This is a genomic window from Salinibacterium sp. dk2585 (assembly GCF_008001035.1).
GTDB lineage: Bacteria > Actinomycetota > Actinomycetes > Actinomycetales > Microbacteriaceae > Homoserinimonas.
The window spans coordinates 528,420-543,224 of record NZ_CP042856.1; the positions used below are offsets into that span (position 1 = coordinate 528,420).

At 68.4% G+C, this 14,805-nt stretch carries 13 protein-coding genes and 1 tRNA gene; 4 read left to right on the plus strand and 10 right to left on the minus strand.

The window, feature by feature from the left end:
* Positions 1–212: 212 nt before the first annotated feature.
* Positions 213–719: a Fur family transcriptional regulator gene (locus FVA74_RS02480; RefSeq protein ID WP_147720209.1), complete on the plus strand. Its 507-nt coding sequence runs from the start codon at positions 213–215 to the stop codon at positions 717–719.
* A 34-nt stretch (positions 720–753) separates the two neighbouring features.
* On the opposite strand, the gene FVA74_RS02485 is transcribed toward FVA74_RS02480, so the two are convergent.
* Positions 754–1,569, minus strand: coding sequence for an SGNH/GDSL hydrolase family protein (locus tag FVA74_RS02485; RefSeq protein ID WP_147720210.1), 816 nt, complete (start codon positions 1,567–1,569; stop codon positions 754–756).
* An 85-nt stretch (positions 1,570–1,654) separates the two neighbouring features.
* Between FVA74_RS02485 and FVA74_RS02490 the strand changes: the two genes are divergently transcribed.
* A tRNA-Ser gene (locus FVA74_RS02490) sits at positions 1,655–1,742 on the plus strand.
* A gap of 142 nt (positions 1,743–1,884) precedes the next feature.
* Here FVA74_RS02490 and pntB read toward each other — a convergent pair.
* The 7 genes from pntB to phnD form a co-directional block, all read right to left on the minus strand.
* Positions 1,885–3,288 (minus strand): Re/Si-specific NAD(P)(+) transhydrogenase subunit beta, encoded by a 1,404-nt coding sequence (pntB, locus tag FVA74_RS02495; protein WP_147720211.1) that lies wholly within the window; start codon positions 3,286–3,288, stop codon positions 1,885–1,887.
* On the minus strand, positions 3,285–4,823 hold the full coding sequence (locus FVA74_RS02500) for a Re/Si-specific NAD(P)(+) transhydrogenase subunit alpha (RefSeq protein WP_147720212.1): 1,539 nt from the start codon (positions 4,821–4,823) through the stop codon (positions 3,285–3,287). The genes pntB and FVA74_RS02500 overlap by 4 nt, the downstream gene beginning before the upstream one ends.
* A 317-nt stretch (positions 4,824–5,140) precedes the next feature.
* On the minus strand, positions 5,141–5,776 hold the full coding sequence (locus FVA74_RS02505) for a TetR/AcrR family transcriptional regulator (RefSeq protein ID WP_147720213.1): 636 nt from the start codon (positions 5,774–5,776) through the stop codon (positions 5,141–5,143).
* A 7-nt stretch (positions 5,777–5,783) separates the two neighbouring features.
* Positions 5,784–6,545, minus strand: coding sequence for a tyrosine-protein phosphatase (locus tag FVA74_RS02510; protein WP_147720214.1), 762 nt, complete (start codon positions 6,543–6,545; stop codon positions 5,784–5,786).
* Complete coding sequence (gene phnE / locus FVA74_RS02515; protein ID WP_147720215.1) at positions 6,542–7,375, minus strand: phosphonate ABC transporter, permease protein PhnE; 834 nt, start codon at positions 7,373–7,375, stop codon at positions 6,542–6,544. The genes FVA74_RS02510 and phnE overlap by 4 nt, the downstream gene beginning before the upstream one ends.
* Positions 7,359–8,204, minus strand: coding sequence for a phosphonate ABC transporter ATP-binding protein (locus tag FVA74_RS02520; protein WP_147720216.1), 846 nt, complete (start codon positions 8,202–8,204; stop codon positions 7,359–7,361). The genes phnE and FVA74_RS02520 overlap by 17 nt, the downstream gene beginning before the upstream one ends.
* Positions 8,204–9,109, minus strand: coding sequence for a phosphate/phosphite/phosphonate ABC transporter substrate-binding protein (phnD, locus tag FVA74_RS02525; RefSeq protein ID WP_147720217.1), 906 nt, complete (start codon positions 9,107–9,109; stop codon positions 8,204–8,206). The genes FVA74_RS02520 and phnD overlap by 1 nt, the downstream gene beginning before the upstream one ends.
* Before the next feature lie 183 nt (positions 9,110–9,292).
* On the opposite strand from phnD, the gene FVA74_RS02530 reads away from it, so the two are divergent.
* A complete protein-coding gene (locus FVA74_RS02530) occupies positions 9,293–10,405 on the plus strand; it encodes an NAD(P)-dependent alcohol dehydrogenase (RefSeq protein ID WP_147720218.1) in 1,113 nt (370 codons plus the stop codon).
* A gap of 56 nt (positions 10,406–10,461) precedes the next feature.
* Here FVA74_RS02530 and FVA74_RS02535 read toward each other — a convergent pair whose 3' ends face one another.
* Complete coding sequence (locus tag FVA74_RS02535; RefSeq protein ID WP_147720219.1) at positions 10,462–12,621, minus strand: malate synthase G; 2,160 nt, start codon at positions 12,619–12,621, stop codon at positions 10,462–10,464.
* 85 nt (positions 12,622–12,706) lie between these two features.
* Here FVA74_RS02535 and FVA74_RS02540 point away from each other — a divergent pair, with 85 nt between their 5' ends.
* Positions 12,707–13,483: an IclR family transcriptional regulator gene (locus FVA74_RS02540; RefSeq protein WP_147720220.1), complete on the plus strand. Its 777-nt coding sequence runs from the start codon at positions 12,707–12,709 to the stop codon at positions 13,481–13,483.
* Here FVA74_RS02540 and FVA74_RS02545 read toward each other — a convergent pair.
* Positions 13,446–14,645: an acyl-CoA dehydrogenase family protein gene (locus FVA74_RS02545; RefSeq protein ID WP_147720221.1), complete on the minus strand. Its 1,200-nt coding sequence runs from the start codon at positions 14,643–14,645 to the stop codon at positions 13,446–13,448. The two genes, FVA74_RS02540 and FVA74_RS02545, sit on opposite strands and share 38 nt — an antisense overlap.
* Positions 14,646–14,805 lie beyond the last annotated feature (160 nt).

Below are 14,805 nucleotides of genomic sequence, written 5' to 3' on the forward strand. Positions count from 1 at the left end.
ACGGTGTTTGCCCTGTCCGCATCCTCGGGTTGGAACAGCAACTGCGGAATCCCGTCGCGCGAGTCGGGTCGTACTGCGAGAGTCCGGCCCGGGCGGTCATAGCTGCGAAATTATCGCAGCAGCGGGGGCGCTGAAGGGCCGTTGGTCCTGAGCGACACCGATGCCCAGGCGCCACTCAGACGCCCGGAGTGTTCCGAGTGGAACATGGCACTATGACCCCCATGCCGGTCTCCGACGCACCCCACGAGCACGCGGCAATGCACGCGGGAGCTACGGCCGAGGACCTGCGCGCCGCGATCGCCGCGCTGCGGATGCTCGGCCAGCGTGTCACCGCGCCGAGGCGTGCAGTCCTGGGTGCGCTCGCCTCGCGGCCCGATCATCTGACGGCGGAGGAGGTCACCGACATCCTCGAAGGCGGCGATGTGCACCGGGCCACGGTCTACCGCACGCTGGAACTCCTGACCGAGACGGGAATCGTGTCCCGAGCCCCGTCACCGGGGGGTGCCATGCGCTACCACCTGGCCGCGCCCGGCGCCGGTCGCGCCCACCTGCATGGTCACTGTGTGCACTGCGGGCAGGTCGTCGTGCTTCCCCTCGAGGTGTTCCAGAGCGTCGAGCGAACCGTGGAGGCGGCGACGGGCTTCGGTCTCGCGCTCGAGCAGAGCACCCTCGCGGGTCGCTGTGGATCGTGCGCGCACGCCGCGGAGCAGGCTCGCTAGCGCAGCATCCGCGTCACTGGGCGCAGCATCCGCATCACTGGGCGGGAGCGCCTGGCCCGGGAGCGCCTGAGCCCGAAGCCTCCGCACCGCTGGTCTCCACCGGCCGGACCCGCAAGCCCCGAGCCACCTCGCGCACGAGGGGCAAGAACGCCCGTGCCCACGCCTTGTACCCCCGGTCATTGGGGTGGAAGAAGTCTGCGGCAACCTGATTGAGCGCGTAGCGCAGCACGCCAAGTCGCCGGGTTTCGCTGTAGACGGGCGCGACGACAAGCCCGTGTCGGCGTGCGGTCTCGTGCAGGATGGCGTTGGCCTCGCGCACCCGCCGCTCCCCCGCCCCGATGTAGAAGCTCGGGATGTCGCCCACGATGGTGTGAGGCGGCATCGCCGAATACAGCTCCTCGATCTCGCGCTCGAAGCGCTCCCGGTCGTAGCTGCCGATGTCGTTGGCCCCGATTCCCACGGTCACGAAGTCGGGCGGGCCAAGTCGGCGCATTGCGGGCAGCTGTAGCTCGAGGGCCTCGCGCAACCGAGCGCCCGCGATGCTCAGATTGACCACACGGATGCTGCGCCCCGTCGTTTCCGCGAGCTCATTCATAATCGCGCCGACGTAGCCGCGGTTGGGCTTGCTCGCCCCGATGCCCTGCGCTGCCGAGTCGCCGAGCACGACGTAGAGCAGCTCGCCCTCGCGTTTGGCATGCTCCCGCCACCATTTCGAGTGCACGGGGAGGGTCTGCGCCAGGGTTTCCATCCCGCGCATTCGTCGCTGTTGCACGAGCGTCGTGGCGAGGGCGCCGGTCGCGGCGAAGAGCGCGGTCGCCCCCGCCCCGATCGCAATTCTGGTGAGCTTCATGCTGGGATCGTACGAACCATTTGCTGAGAAGGGAGCGGACGCCACGCGACGGGACACGGTCTCTCCGTGTACTACAATCGATCCCGGTGACGTGTCCGAGCGGCCGAAGGTGCAACTCTCGAAAAGTTGTGTAGTGAAAGCTACCGTGGGTTCAAATCCCACCGTCACCGCCAAATCCGAAGGCCCCGAATCCCAGTGAACTGGGAATCGGGGCCTTTGTCGTTTTGTCCGTGCTCTTGCAATGCTGCCCAGAAACACCGGCGGGCAGGCCCGACCGTGTGGTCGTGACCTGCCCGCCGGTGTGCGATGGGTGCGTCAGAGGGTGCGGAGGATGTCCTCCACGCGCTCCTTGGCGTCACCGAACAGCATCTGCGTGTTCTCGCGGAAGAACAGCGGGTTCTGCACGCCGGCGTAACCGGATGCCATGGACCGCTTGAACACGATGACGTTGCGTGCTTCCCACGCCCGCAGCACCGGCATGCCGGCGATGGGGGAGCTGGGGTCTTCCGCAGCGGCGGGGTTGACGGTGTCGTTGGCGCCGATCACGAGCACGACGTCGGTCTCTGCGAGCTCGTCGTTGATCTCGTCCATTTCGAGGACGATGTCATACGGCACCTTCGCCTCTGCCAGCAGCACGTTCATGTGCCCAGGCAGACGACCGGCGACCGGGTGGATACCGAAGCGCACTTCGACACCACGCTCACGCAGGCGGCTCGCGAGTTCCGCCACCGGGTACTGCGCCTGCGCGACGGCCATGCCGTAGCCCGGAGTGATGACGACGCTGGAGGCACCGGCCAGCAGCTCGGCCGTCGCCTCAGCGTCGATCTCGCGGTGCTCGCCCTGGTCTTCGTCTCCGCCCTTGGCGGGTGCTTCGATGCCGAAGCCCCCCGCGATGACGGAGATGAAGGAGCGGTTCATCGCCTTGCACATGATGTACGACAGGTAGGCACCCGAGGAGCCCACGAGCGCACCCGTGACGATGAGCAGGTCGTTCGAGAGCAGGAAGCCGGCGGCGGCCGCAGCCCAACCGGAGTAGCTGTTCAGCATCGAGACGACGACGGGCATGTCGCCGCCACCGATCGAAGCGACCAGGTGCCATCCGAGGAGCAGTGCCAGCACCGTGACCGTGACGAGGAGCCACATCTCGGGGGTGATGACGTACCAGACCGTCAGCGCGACGAACGCGACAAGAGCGCCCAGGTTGAGGAAGTTCTTGCCCGGCAGCACGAGCGGCTTCGACGACATGCGTGCCGACAGCTTGAGGAACGCCACGATCGAGCCCGTCAACGTCACGCCACCGATGAACACACCGATGAAGACCTCGGCGTGGTGGATGTCCTTCAGTGCGCCCTCGAGGTGGGGTGCGTCGAGCGCGCCGTTCCAGCCGACGAGCACGGCAGCGGCACCCACGAAGGAGTGCAGCAGCGCGATGAGCTCGGGCATGCCCGTCATCTCGACGACGCGTGCCCGCCAGAGGCCGATGGCGGCACCGACGACCATGACGCCGACGAGGATGGCAAGGCCGAGCATCCCCGAGGGGCTGTCCCAGGCATTCTGCACCGCGATGACGCCGGTGGCGATGAGGGCGATCGCCATACCGGCGATACCGAACGTGACGCCGCGACGGGCCGTCTCGTGCTTGCTCAGCCCAGCGAGGCTGAGGATGAACAACAGTGCGGCGATCAGGTACGCCGCCCCCGCGATCGTGGTGGCGCTCACTGCTGGGCTCCCTTCGAGAACATGCTGAGCATTCGACGGGTCACAGCGAAGCCACCGAACACGTTGATGCTGGCCAGGAGCACCGCGATGCCGGCGAGGATCTGCACGACGAGGTTCTCGGAACCGAGCTGCAGGATCGCGCCGACGATGATGATGCCCGAGATCGCGTTCGTCACGCTCATGAGCGGGGTGTGGAGGGCGTGTGCGACCTTGCCGATGACGTAGAAGCCGACGACGACCGACAGTGCCAGCACCGTGAAGTGCTGGGGCAGCGGCTCGGGCGCGACCGCGACCACGAAGAACAGGAGGGCGATGCCCAGGCCGTAGAGCGTGTACTTCGCGCCCGCCGACATCGCCTTCTTCTCCTTGGCCGGCGCGACGGCGACCTCAGGGGCCTTCGTCGGTGCAGCCGAGACCTGCGCGGGGGGCGGAGGCCAGGTGCCCTCACCGTTGCGCACCACCGTGACGGAGCGCTGCACGATGTCCTCGAAGTCGATCGTCAGCTGGCCGTCCTTGCCAGGGGTGAGGAGCTTCAGCAGGTTGAGCAGGTTGGTGCCGTAGAGCTGCGAGGCCTGCGCGGGAAGGCGCCCCGCCAGGTCGGTGTATCCGAGGATGATCACGCCGTTGTCCGTGACGACGCGCTCGCCGGCGACCGAACCCTCGACATTGCCGCCGGAGCCTGCCGCCATGTCGACGATCACGCTGCCCGGTCTCATGGTCGCGACATCCGCCGCCGTGATCAGCCGCGGCGCAGGACGCCCGGGGATCTGGGCAGTCGTGATGATGATGTCGACCTCGGCCGCCTGCTCGGAATAGATCTCCGCGGCACGTCGGTCGTAGTCCTCGCTCGTGGCCTTGGCGTAGCCGTCGGTGGACTGCTCCACCTCGACCTCGACCTTGAGGTATTCGCCGCCGATGGACTTGACCTGGTCGGCGACCTCCGGGCGCGGGTCGGTCGCGCGCACGATCGCGCCGAGGCTCGAGGCGGCGCCGATCGCGGCAAGACCGGCGACACCGGCGCCGGCGACGAGCACCTTGGCGGGCGGAACCTTGCCTGCCGCCGTCACCTGGCCGGTGAAGAACCAGCCGAACTCGTGGGCCGCCTCGACGACGGCACGGTAGCCGGAGATGTTCGCCATCGACGACAGCACGTCCATCGACTGGGCGCGCGAGATGCGGGGTACTGCGTCCATGGCGAGGGCCGTGATGCCGCGGGTCTCGAGCGACTCGCGAATCTCGGGGCGGAGCCCAGGCGCAAGCAGGCCGATGAGCGTGGCTTCATCGGCGAGCAGCGCGACCTCATCAGTCGTCGGCGCCTCGACCTTCAACACGATCTCTGAGGCCCAGGCGGTGGCGCGGTCGACGACCTGCGCTCCCGCCGCGACGTACGCCGAGTCGGCGAATGACGCTGACGCGCCAGCTCCCGATTCCACGACGACCTCGTAGCCGAGCTGGATCAACTTGGGAACCGTCTGCGGCGTCGCCGAGACCCTCGTTTCCTTGTCGCGCTCGGTGACAATACCGATGCGTGCCATGTAACTTCCTCTCTGAAATCACCGCGGCGCCGCGATTCGTACCGGCGCCGTACGTGCGGCCAGCGGCAGATCCGTCCAGGCGCGCGCAAGGGCAGGCGCGAGCCAGGACAGCTCAGCCACGGGCTTGTTTCGGGAACTGGGGGTCCGGTGCTCATCGCCTGAGATCCGGATCCGGCCCCAGAGAGACAGTCTGGCGTATTCCAGGCACGCGAGCCGCCATGTGACAAGGCGAAGGTCAATCGAACGGCGGCAATGAGGGGGACGAACTTAGAGGAATACCCAAAATCCGCAAGGGACGCCGTCGGCGGTGGAGCAGATCACCCGCCAGGCCACAGGGCCCCCGGCTCCGTCGCGATGCCGCGCCAGACGACGTCCACCGCTGCTCGGCACCGCGCGAGCGTCGACGGTTCGCTCGGTGACTCGCCCCGCACGACGAGTTGGTAGTAGTAGGTGCCCGAAAGGATGTCGAGCACGGCCTCGGTGTCGGTGTCCGCCCGCAACTCACCCGACTCGATCGCCCGCGTCAGCACGGCAGCCATGGGGATGCGGCGACGGGCTGCGTGGGCCTGCCAGTAGGTCCTTTGGAGTTCGGAGTCAGCGAGGCCGAGTTGCAGGCGCCGCCGCATCCGCGATTCCGGGTAGTCGCCGACGAGGTCGGCGGCGTCCATCCCGTAGCTGATGCGTATCGCGTCCTTCGCGGTGCCGAGCAGCCGTTCGTCGAGGGGGCGACGCCCGCGGTCCAGCGCCTCGGCAGTGAGGGCGACCAGGCTCGGCCAGCGGCGGTAGATGGCCGCCTTGCTGACCCCGCTGCGCGCCACCACGGCGCGGGTCGTGACCTCGGCACCCTCATCGATCAGGGCGACGACGGCGTCGAGGATGCGCGGTGCAAGACCTTCATCGCGGGGACGGCCGGGGCGGCGCTCCACCCCGGCCGAGAAATCCGTCGCGGTCATCGCATGTTCACGCCACCCCGGCGCGCTCCCGCAGGCGCGCGACGAGCCCCCCGCTGAGTCCCGCGGCGCGGAGGGGGGTGAGCGGGTCGCCGTGGCGCTCGCGAAGCGTGCGGAGGGTGACCTCCATGGCCCGGTCGGCACTGAAGTCGATCGCGGCGGCGCGAGCCGCGACATCCGTGTCATATCCGAGCTTCTTCATGACGGCACCGAGGTTCGCCCGTGTGCGCTCGCCGACGCCGGCCATGTTGGCGTGGGTGAGCTCGTAGTCGGCCACGATGACGTCATCGCTCGCACCGAGGGCGAGGAGGAGGGATGCCGCGAGCACCCCGGTGCGGTCGCGACCGGCCGCGCAGTGGAAGGCGACCGCGCCCGTCGAGTACGCCATGATGCCGAGGGCCGCGACGAGTTGTCCCGCGGCCCGTTCGAAGATGAGCGGGTAGAGCTCGCCCATGGGCGGGATGGTGCCCGGTTCGAAGGCGGGCATGCTCGCGGCGCTGATGCTGCGCATGAGCGGCACGTGATGGTAGGTGACGGGCTGCTCGCCGAAGGGGCCGCGACCTGTCGCGCCGAACTCGTCGGAGGAGCGGAGGTCGATGATCGCGCCCAGCCCGCCCTCGACCAGTTCGCTCGCGAACTCGGGGGTGACCGTCGCGAGATCGTCGCTGCGGATCGCGAACCCTTCCGCGATCACGCCACCGGCGACCGGGAAGCCCCCGAGGTCGCGCAGGTTCGCTGGCCGGCTCAGGACTGTGTCGATGATGGTGCTCATGTGATCCTCCTGCGGATGAAGGCGCTGCCCTGGTCGATCACCGTCACCACGAGGATGATGCAGATGATGATCGCGCTGAGGTGGCCGTAGTCGTACATTCTCATTGCGGTGGTGAGTTCGAGGCCGATGCCTCCGGCGCCCACCAGGCCGAGGATTGTCGCGCCCCGCACGTTCCCTTCGAAGAGCAGCAGCGTGTAGGAGACGAGGAGTGGTGCGGCCTGCGGCAGCACGCCGTACTGGATGACCTGTCGGTGTGACGCCCCTACGGATCGCATCGCGACCATCGGCCCCGTGTCGACCGACTCCATCGCCTCCGCGTAGATCTTGCCGATCGAGCCGAGCGACCCGAGCGTCATGGCGAGGATGCCCGCGAAGGGTCCCAGCCCGACGGCGGAGACGAACATGAGCGCAAACACGAGGTCGGGCACCGCGCGGATCACGTTCATGGTCCACCGTGCCGGGTAGTAGATCCACTTCGGCGAGAGCGTGGACGCCGCGGCGAAGGCGATGAAGAGGGAGAGCACCGAGCCCAGCACGGTGCCGACGATCGCCATCTGCACCGTCTCGATCAGCAGCTCGACGATGAGGCCCACCCTGGAGAAGTCCGGCGGGAACAGCCGCGCGAGGAACGCCCCCATGTTGACGGTGCCCTCGCCGAGCTTCGCGAAGTTGAAGCCGACCCCCTGGAACGACCAGAGGAGAAGCACGACCGCCAGCACGCCGCCGAGCATGAAGCGGGCGCGCGGCACCGCGAAGGCCTGCTCCAGCCGTCGCCGGGCCGCGGGGTCGAGCTCCTTCTGTGACTTCTTCGGCTCAAGCGTCGTCGTCATGGCCCGCGTCCTCCCCGTCGTAGAGCATGTCGAGGCTGCGCGGGTCGATGCCTTCGGTCGGCGCCGACACGAGCATCCGCCCGTGCTGCAAGCCCACGATGCGGTCGCTGTGGCGCAGGGCGAGCGGCAGCACGTGCAGGCTCACCAGCACCGGGATGCCGTCCTCGCGCGCGATCGAGCGCAGCAGTTCGAGCACCGAGTCAGAGAGCTTCGGGTCGAGGGATGCGACGGGCTCGTCGGCGAGGATCAGCTTCGGTTGCTGCATGAGCGCCCGCGCGATGGCGACCCGCTGCTGCTGCCCGCCGGAGAGGGAGCGCGCCTCATCCCGGGCCTTGTGGGCGATGCCGACCCGGTCGAGCAGTTCGAGTGCGCGCTTGCGCTGCTCACTGCGGAATCCACCGACGAGGTTGTACGGCCCTGCGTGGTGCAGCCCGCCGGTCAGCACGTTCGTCAGCACGCTGAGGCGGCCGATCAGGTTGAACTGCTGAAAGACCTGGCCGGCGGATGCTCGCAGGCTGCGGAGCTCGCCGCGTCGCAGGTTCGCGACGTCGTAACCGGCCGCCCGCACCGTGCCGCTCGTGATGGGCGCGAACCCGGTGAGCGTGCGCATGAGGGTGGACTTGCCGGAACCGGAGGAGCCGAGCAGGGCGACCAGCTCGCCGGGGAACAGGTCGAGGTCGACCCCGTCGAGCACGAGCCCGTCCGCCGCGTTGTACTCGACCTTCAGGTCGCGCACCTGCACGAGCGGCAGCATGGCGCGGAGTTCGGCGGTCGTGGCGGGTGCCTGCGCGAGTTCACGCGCAGGCACCACCGTGGTGTCGGCCGTCATCACTTGAGGTCCGAGATGTCGACGCCGGCGACGGCGGCCACGTCGACGAGGGACTGGAATGCCTCGCGGCCCGGCGTGAGGATGGGGTCAACCCCGATGATGCCGGCCTCGGCATAGACACCGAGTGAATCCTTGTTCTTCTCGACGAAGACCTTGGGCAGCGCCTCGAGCAGGGCGTCGCGCTTCGCGTCGCTCATCGCCTGGCTCGCGATGACCGCCATGCTGACATCCATCGGGATGCTTTCGCCGATGAAGCGGATGTCGCCCTCCTCGAAGGGGAAGAAGTCGGTGCCGAGCATCTTCGTCAGCATGGTGGCGGTGCAAGCCGCGTCGACCTGGCCCTCCTTGACGGCGATCGCGCTGCGGTCGTGGCCGCCCGTGAAGAGCGCGTCGTAGTCGGCGTCGCGCTCGAGACCCACGCTGTCGAGCAGGTGCACGGGCATGAAGAAGCCCGAGCTTGAGCCGGGGTCGGCGAAGGCGACCGTCTTGCCCTCCAGCTCCTTGACCGACTGGATGGGGGAGTCGGCGAGCACGTAACACTTCGAGACCGGGTCGGGCGAGCCCGGCCAGGTCATGAGGGCATCCACCTCGCCCGTGTTGACGGCGAGGGCGCTCGGGAAGGCGCTCATGAGGGCGATGTCGACGTGGTCGGCCCGCACGGCCTCGACGACCCCGAGGTAGTCGGGGGCGTCGATGATCTCGACCTCCATGCCGGTCTCGGCCTCGATGAGGTCGCCGAGGGCTTCGATGGGATTGACGGCGGTTGGGTCGTCGCCAGCAGGGAGTGTGGCGATGCGGATGACCCCGGCCGATTCGTCGGCGGATGCTCCGGCCGTGCAGCCGGTGAGCGCAAGGGTGCCGACGAGGGTGATGGCGCCGAGGCTCGCGAGGGGGCGGATGTTCATGGCTGTGCCTTTCGGGAGGGGAAGCAGACGCGGGAGAGACAAGCAGGTGCAGGAGACGACGAATTACGAGACCGCCAGACTTCGAATGAATGCGAGGTGAACATCCGGTGCGCGGATACCGCTCGACCTGTGAGCCCCGTGCAAATCGTTGAATGCTCAGGCGCGCGGTGGCACCGTGGCGGCATGAAGATCCAGGCACTGGTTGTTGAAGAGCAGGACGCACCGTTCGAGCAGCAGGAGGTCGAGCTTGAGGCACCCGGCAGGGGTGAGGCGCTCGTGCGCATCGCCGCCGTGGGGGTCTGCCACACCGACCTGATCTCCCGCGAGGGCGACATGGGAGTCACCTTTCCTGCGATTCTCGGCCACGAGGGTGCTGGCGTCGTGGAGCAGGTCGGCGAGGGGGTCACGCAGGTCGCCGTCGGCGACAAGGTCATCATCGGCTGGCCCTCGTGTGGCGAGTGCCGCAACTGCCTCGACGGTGAGCCTCGCTACTGCCTGCGCACGGGTGACGCGCTCGTGTCCGGGCGACGCTTCAAGGGCGAGCAGGCGGGCACGAGTGCCTACAGCCGCGATGGCCAGACGCTCAGCGGTCACTTCTTCGGCCAGTCGTCGTTCGCCACCTACTCGTTGACGAGGGCGGATGCGCTGGTCAAGGTGCCCGGCGACACCCCGGTCGAGCTCTTGGGGCCGCTCGCGTGTGGGCTCGGCACGGGCGCCGGTGCCGTGCTCAACGAAACGCGGCCACGGCTCGGCGATTCGCTGCTCATCGTGGGCGTCGGTGCGGTCGGCCTCGCCGCGATCATGGCGGCCACGAACACGGGCGCCACGACGATCATCGCGGCCGACGTGCACGACAACCGTCTTGCGATGGCCCGCGAGTTCGGCGCGACCCACACGATCAACTCCCGCGACAACGACCTCGTCGAGGAGGTCGCAACGATCACCGGGTCGACGGTCGACTTCGCCTACGACTGCACGGGCGTCATTCCCGTCATCGAGAAGATGGCCGACACGGTGGGGATGCTCGGCACCCTCGTGCTCATCGGCGGTGCCCCCGCAGGGGCGCGCTTCTCCCTCGACCACCTCTCCACGCTGTGGGGCAAAAGGGTCGTCGGTGTGCTCGGCGGCGGAGGGCGCTCCGGCCAGCTCATCCCGGCGCTCGTCGAGCTCTTCAAGCAGGGCCGGTTCCCCTTCGACAAGCTGGTCAGGTATTACGAGTTCGACCAGATCGAGCAGGCGCTCGCCGACTCCAAGTCGGGCGAGGTGATCAAACCGATCCTGCGGCTGCCGAAGTAGGCGCAGCAACGAGGAGGGGCCAGGCTCACACGAGCCGGGCCCCTCCCACATCGTGCTCAGACGAGGTTTGCGGCCTTCTTGCGGCGACGCAGCTCGTGCAGGATCGGCTCCGTGTAGCCGCTCGGCTGCGAGGCGCCCTCGACGATGAGCCGACGCGCGGCCTCCCGCGCGATGTTGTTGGCGGAGTTCTTCGTCAGCTCCTCATAGAAGGGGTCGCCCGCGTTCTGCTCGTCGACGACGATCGAGTACTTGTCAATCGCCTCGTCGATCTGGGCTTCCGTGATGAGCCCGTGCGTGAGCCAGTTGGCGAGCAGCTGGCTCGAGATGCGGAGGGTCGCGCGGTCCTCCATGAGGGCGACGCCGTGGATGTCGGGCACCTTCGAGCATCCGACGCCCTGGTCGATCCAGCGCACCACGTAGCCGAGGATCGATTGCACGTTGTTGTCGACCTCGTTCTGCACGACCTCGGGCGTGAGTTCGCCCTCGCTCGCAAGCGGCACCTGCAGCAGCACGTCGAGGCTGTCGGCGCCGACCTTCGGCAGCGCCGCCCGAGCGGCGAAGGCGTCGATGCGGTGGTAGTGCGTCGCGTGCAGGGTCGCGGCGGTGGGGGAGGGCACCCAGGCGGTGGAGGCCCCGGCTTCAACGTGCGCACCCTTCTGCTCGAGCATGTCGGCCATGAGGTCGGGCATCGCCCACATGCCCTTGCCGATCTGACCGCGGCCGTCGAGCCCCGTGTCGACACCGATGCCGACGTTGCGCGCCTCGTAGACCTTCATGAACGGCTGCGCGCGCATGGTGCTCTTGGGTGCGAGCGGTCCCGCCTGCATGGAGGTGTGAATCTCGTCGCCCGTGCGGTCAAGGAAGCCCGTGTTGATGAAGACGACCCGATCGGATGCCGCGGCGATGCAGCCCGCGAGGTTGGCCGAGGTGCGGCGCTCCTCGTCCATGATGCCGACCTTGAGCGTGCGGGCCGGCAGGCCGAGCAACTCCTCGACGGCGCCGAAGAGGCGCACGGCGAACGCGACCTCGTCGGGCCCGTGCATCTTGGGCTTCACGATGTACATCGATCCCGCGCGGGAGTTGCCGCCCGCTTTATCGCCCTCGAGGTCGGCAAGCGAGCCGAGCGCCGTCATGATGGCGTCGAGGATTCCCTCGAAGACTTCATTGCCTGCGGCATCCTTCACCGCGTCGGTGCGCATGAGGTGGCCGACGTTGCGGATGAAGAGCGTCGAGCGGCCGGGGAGGGTGAGCGTGCCGCCACTCGGGGTCGTGTACTCGCGGTCCTCCGCAAGCACGCGGGTGAAGGAGCTGCCGCCCTTGCTGACCTCCTCCGAGAGGGTGCGGTCCATGAGTCCGCGCCAGTTGCGGTAGCCGAGCGACTTGTCCTCCGCGTCGACAGCGGCGACGGAATCCTCGAGGTCCATGATCGTCGTGATGGCGGATTCGAGCACGATGTCCTGCACGCCCGCGGCATCCGTCGAGCCAATGGTGCCGTCGCGGTCGATGACGATTTCGATGTGCAGGCCGTTGTGCTTCAGCAGCACGCGGGACGGGGCGGATGCCTCGCCCACGTAGCCGGCGAAGGCATCCGTCGTCGAGCTGGTGCCGTCGAGCTCGACCACCAGGCGTTCGCCTTCGACGCGGTAGGCGGTCGCCTGCGCGTGCGAACCCTCCGCGAGCGGCGCGACGAGGTCGAGCAGCTCGCGGCCGCGGGCGATCACCTGGGCGCCGCGTGCCTCGTTGTATCCCTTGCCGGGGGCCAGTTCGCCCTCCGTGCTGATCGCATCCGTGCCGTAGAGCGCGTCGTAGTAGGAGCCCCAGCGCGCGTTGGCGGCGTTGATCGCGAAGCGGGCGTTGAGCAGTGGCACGACCAGTTGCGGCCCGGCGATGCTCGCGATCTCGGGGTCGACGTTCTGGGTCGTGACCTGCACCGAGGCGGGTTCGGGCTGCAGGTAACCGATCTCCTCGAGGAATGCGCGGTACTCCGCCGCGTTCGGCCGCCCGGGGTTCGCGCGGTGGTACTCGTCGATCTGCGCCTGCAGTTCGTCGCGCACGCGCAGCAGCTGCTCGTTGATGGGGGTCAGGTCCCGGATGATTCGGCTCACGCCCTCCCAGAACGCCCCGCTGTCCCGCCCGAACGACGCGAGCGTCTCCTCGGCGAACTCGGCGATCTGCGGCGCAACCGAAAGGTCGCTCCTCGTGACGTAGGCGCTCATGCGTCTCCTTTTCGTGGCTCGGTGGTGGTGCTGGTTACCCTAGGCTTCGAGTCGTAGGAATGGGGCATCCGTTCCATGATGTGGAATGGGGTGGGTCGTGCCGCAGGAGCCCAGCGGAGTCCAGTCGGTCGTGCGGGCGTTCCGGGTGCTCGAAGCGCTCGCCGATGCACCCGGCGATGCGACGGTGGCGGATGTCGCGTCCCGCGCCGAGCTCGCCCCCTCGACGACGCACCGGCTCCTCGCCACGCTCACCTCGCTCGGCTATGCCCGCCAGACGGACGACCGTCGCTACGCCCTCGGCCCCGCGCTCATCACCTTGGGAAGCCGGGCGACTCCCCAGGCTGCCGTCATCGCGGGGCCCGTGCTCGAGGAACTCGAGCGAGCAACCGAGGAGACCGCGAACCTCGCCGTGCTCGACGGAGACCTGGTGGCATACGTGGCGCAGCGGGCATCCCGCCACCACATGCGCATGTTCACGGAGGCGGGACGGCGCGTGCTGCCCCACGCGAGCGGGGTCGGCAAGGCGATCCTCGCGACGCTGCCGCAGCAGCGGGTCACGGAGCTCGTGCGGCGCACGGGGATGCCGCGCTTCACCGACTCGACCCTCACGACCGAGTCGGCGCTCCTCACAGACCTCCGTGCGTCGCGGCGCCGGGGCTTCACGATCGACGACGGAGAGCAGGAGGTTGGCGTGCGGTGCATCGCGGTGGCCGTGCCGGGCGCGCCCGTGCCGACGGCCGTCTCGATCTCGGGACCTGCGGCGCGCATCAGTGACGCTTCACTCCCTGCAGCGGTCGAGGCTCTGGCGACCGCGGCAGCTCGCCTCAGCGAGCTGCTTGGGGCTTCCCCATCGCGCGCATGACCGAAGGGCTAGAGGACTCTTTCGCGGCCGCGAGCAGCTGCCGCGCGATCACGAGCTTCTGCACCTCGCTCGTGCCCTCGTAGATGCGGAAGAGGCGGGCCGCGCGGTAGAAACGCTCGACCGGCACGGTGCGCATGTAACCGAGCCCGCCGTGCACCTGCACGCCGCGGTCGGCGACACGGCCGAGCATCTCGCTTGCGAAGAGCTTGGCTGACGACGGGCCAAGCTTGCGGTCCTCACCCGTGTCGTAGCGGCGGGCGACGCCAAGCACCATCTCGCGTGCGGCGAGCAGTTCGGCGTACGACTCGGCGAGCATGGCCTGCACGAGCTGGAAGGTTCCGATCGACGTGCCGCCCTGCTTGGCCTCGGCGGCATAGGCAACGGACTCGTCGAGGATGCGCTGCGCCTGTCCGACACAGATCGCGGCGATGTGGAGGCGGCCCTTCGCGAGTGACGCCATGGCGGCCTTGAACCCGACCTCCTCCGCTCCGCCCACGAGCCGATCGAGCCCCACGCGCACACCGTCGAAGAAGAGTTCGGAGGTCCAGGTGCCTTCCTGGCCCATCTTCTTGTCGTGCGGTCCGATCGTCACGCCCGCGGCATCCGCGTCGACAAGGAAGGCGGAGATGCCGGCGGAGCCCTTGGCGGATGCGTCGGTGCGGGCGAAGACGACGAGCACCTGCGAGAGGTCCGCGTTGGTGATGAAGCGCTTCGAGCCCGAGATGACGTATTCGTCGCCCTCGCGCACGGCGGTCGTGCGCATCCCGCTCGGGTCGGAGCCTGCCTCAGCCTCGGTGAGGGCGAAGCAGGCAATCGTCTCGCCGGACGCGAGCCTCGGCAACCACTTGGCCTTCTGCTCCGCCGTGCCGTAGTTGACGAGCACCTGGCCGGCGATGCCGTTGTTGGTGCCGAACATGGAGCGGAACGCCGGGGTCGTGTAGCCAAGCTCGAAGGCGAGCTGCACCTCCTCGTGCATGCTGAGGCCCAGGCCCCCGTACTCCTCGGGGAGCGAGAAGCCGAAGAGTCCCATCTCGGCGGCCTCGCGCCGCAGCTCGTCGGGGATCGCGTCGAGCTCCTCGATCTCCTCCTCGCGGGGGACCACCTGCTCGCGCACGAACCCGCGCACGGTCTGGAGGATGTCGGTGAGTTCGTCGCTCTCCATGGAACGTCCTTTCGTGCCGCGGCAAATGGCCTACCGGCCGGTCGGTTTTTCGGAGTCGCTGGAGATTGTAGTGAAGCTCGTTCCGCTCTCGACGCGTCGGCGCTGAGTGGCGCAATCGCGGCGCACCCCGTGTACACGGGCCTGCGTTACCGGAGTTCGA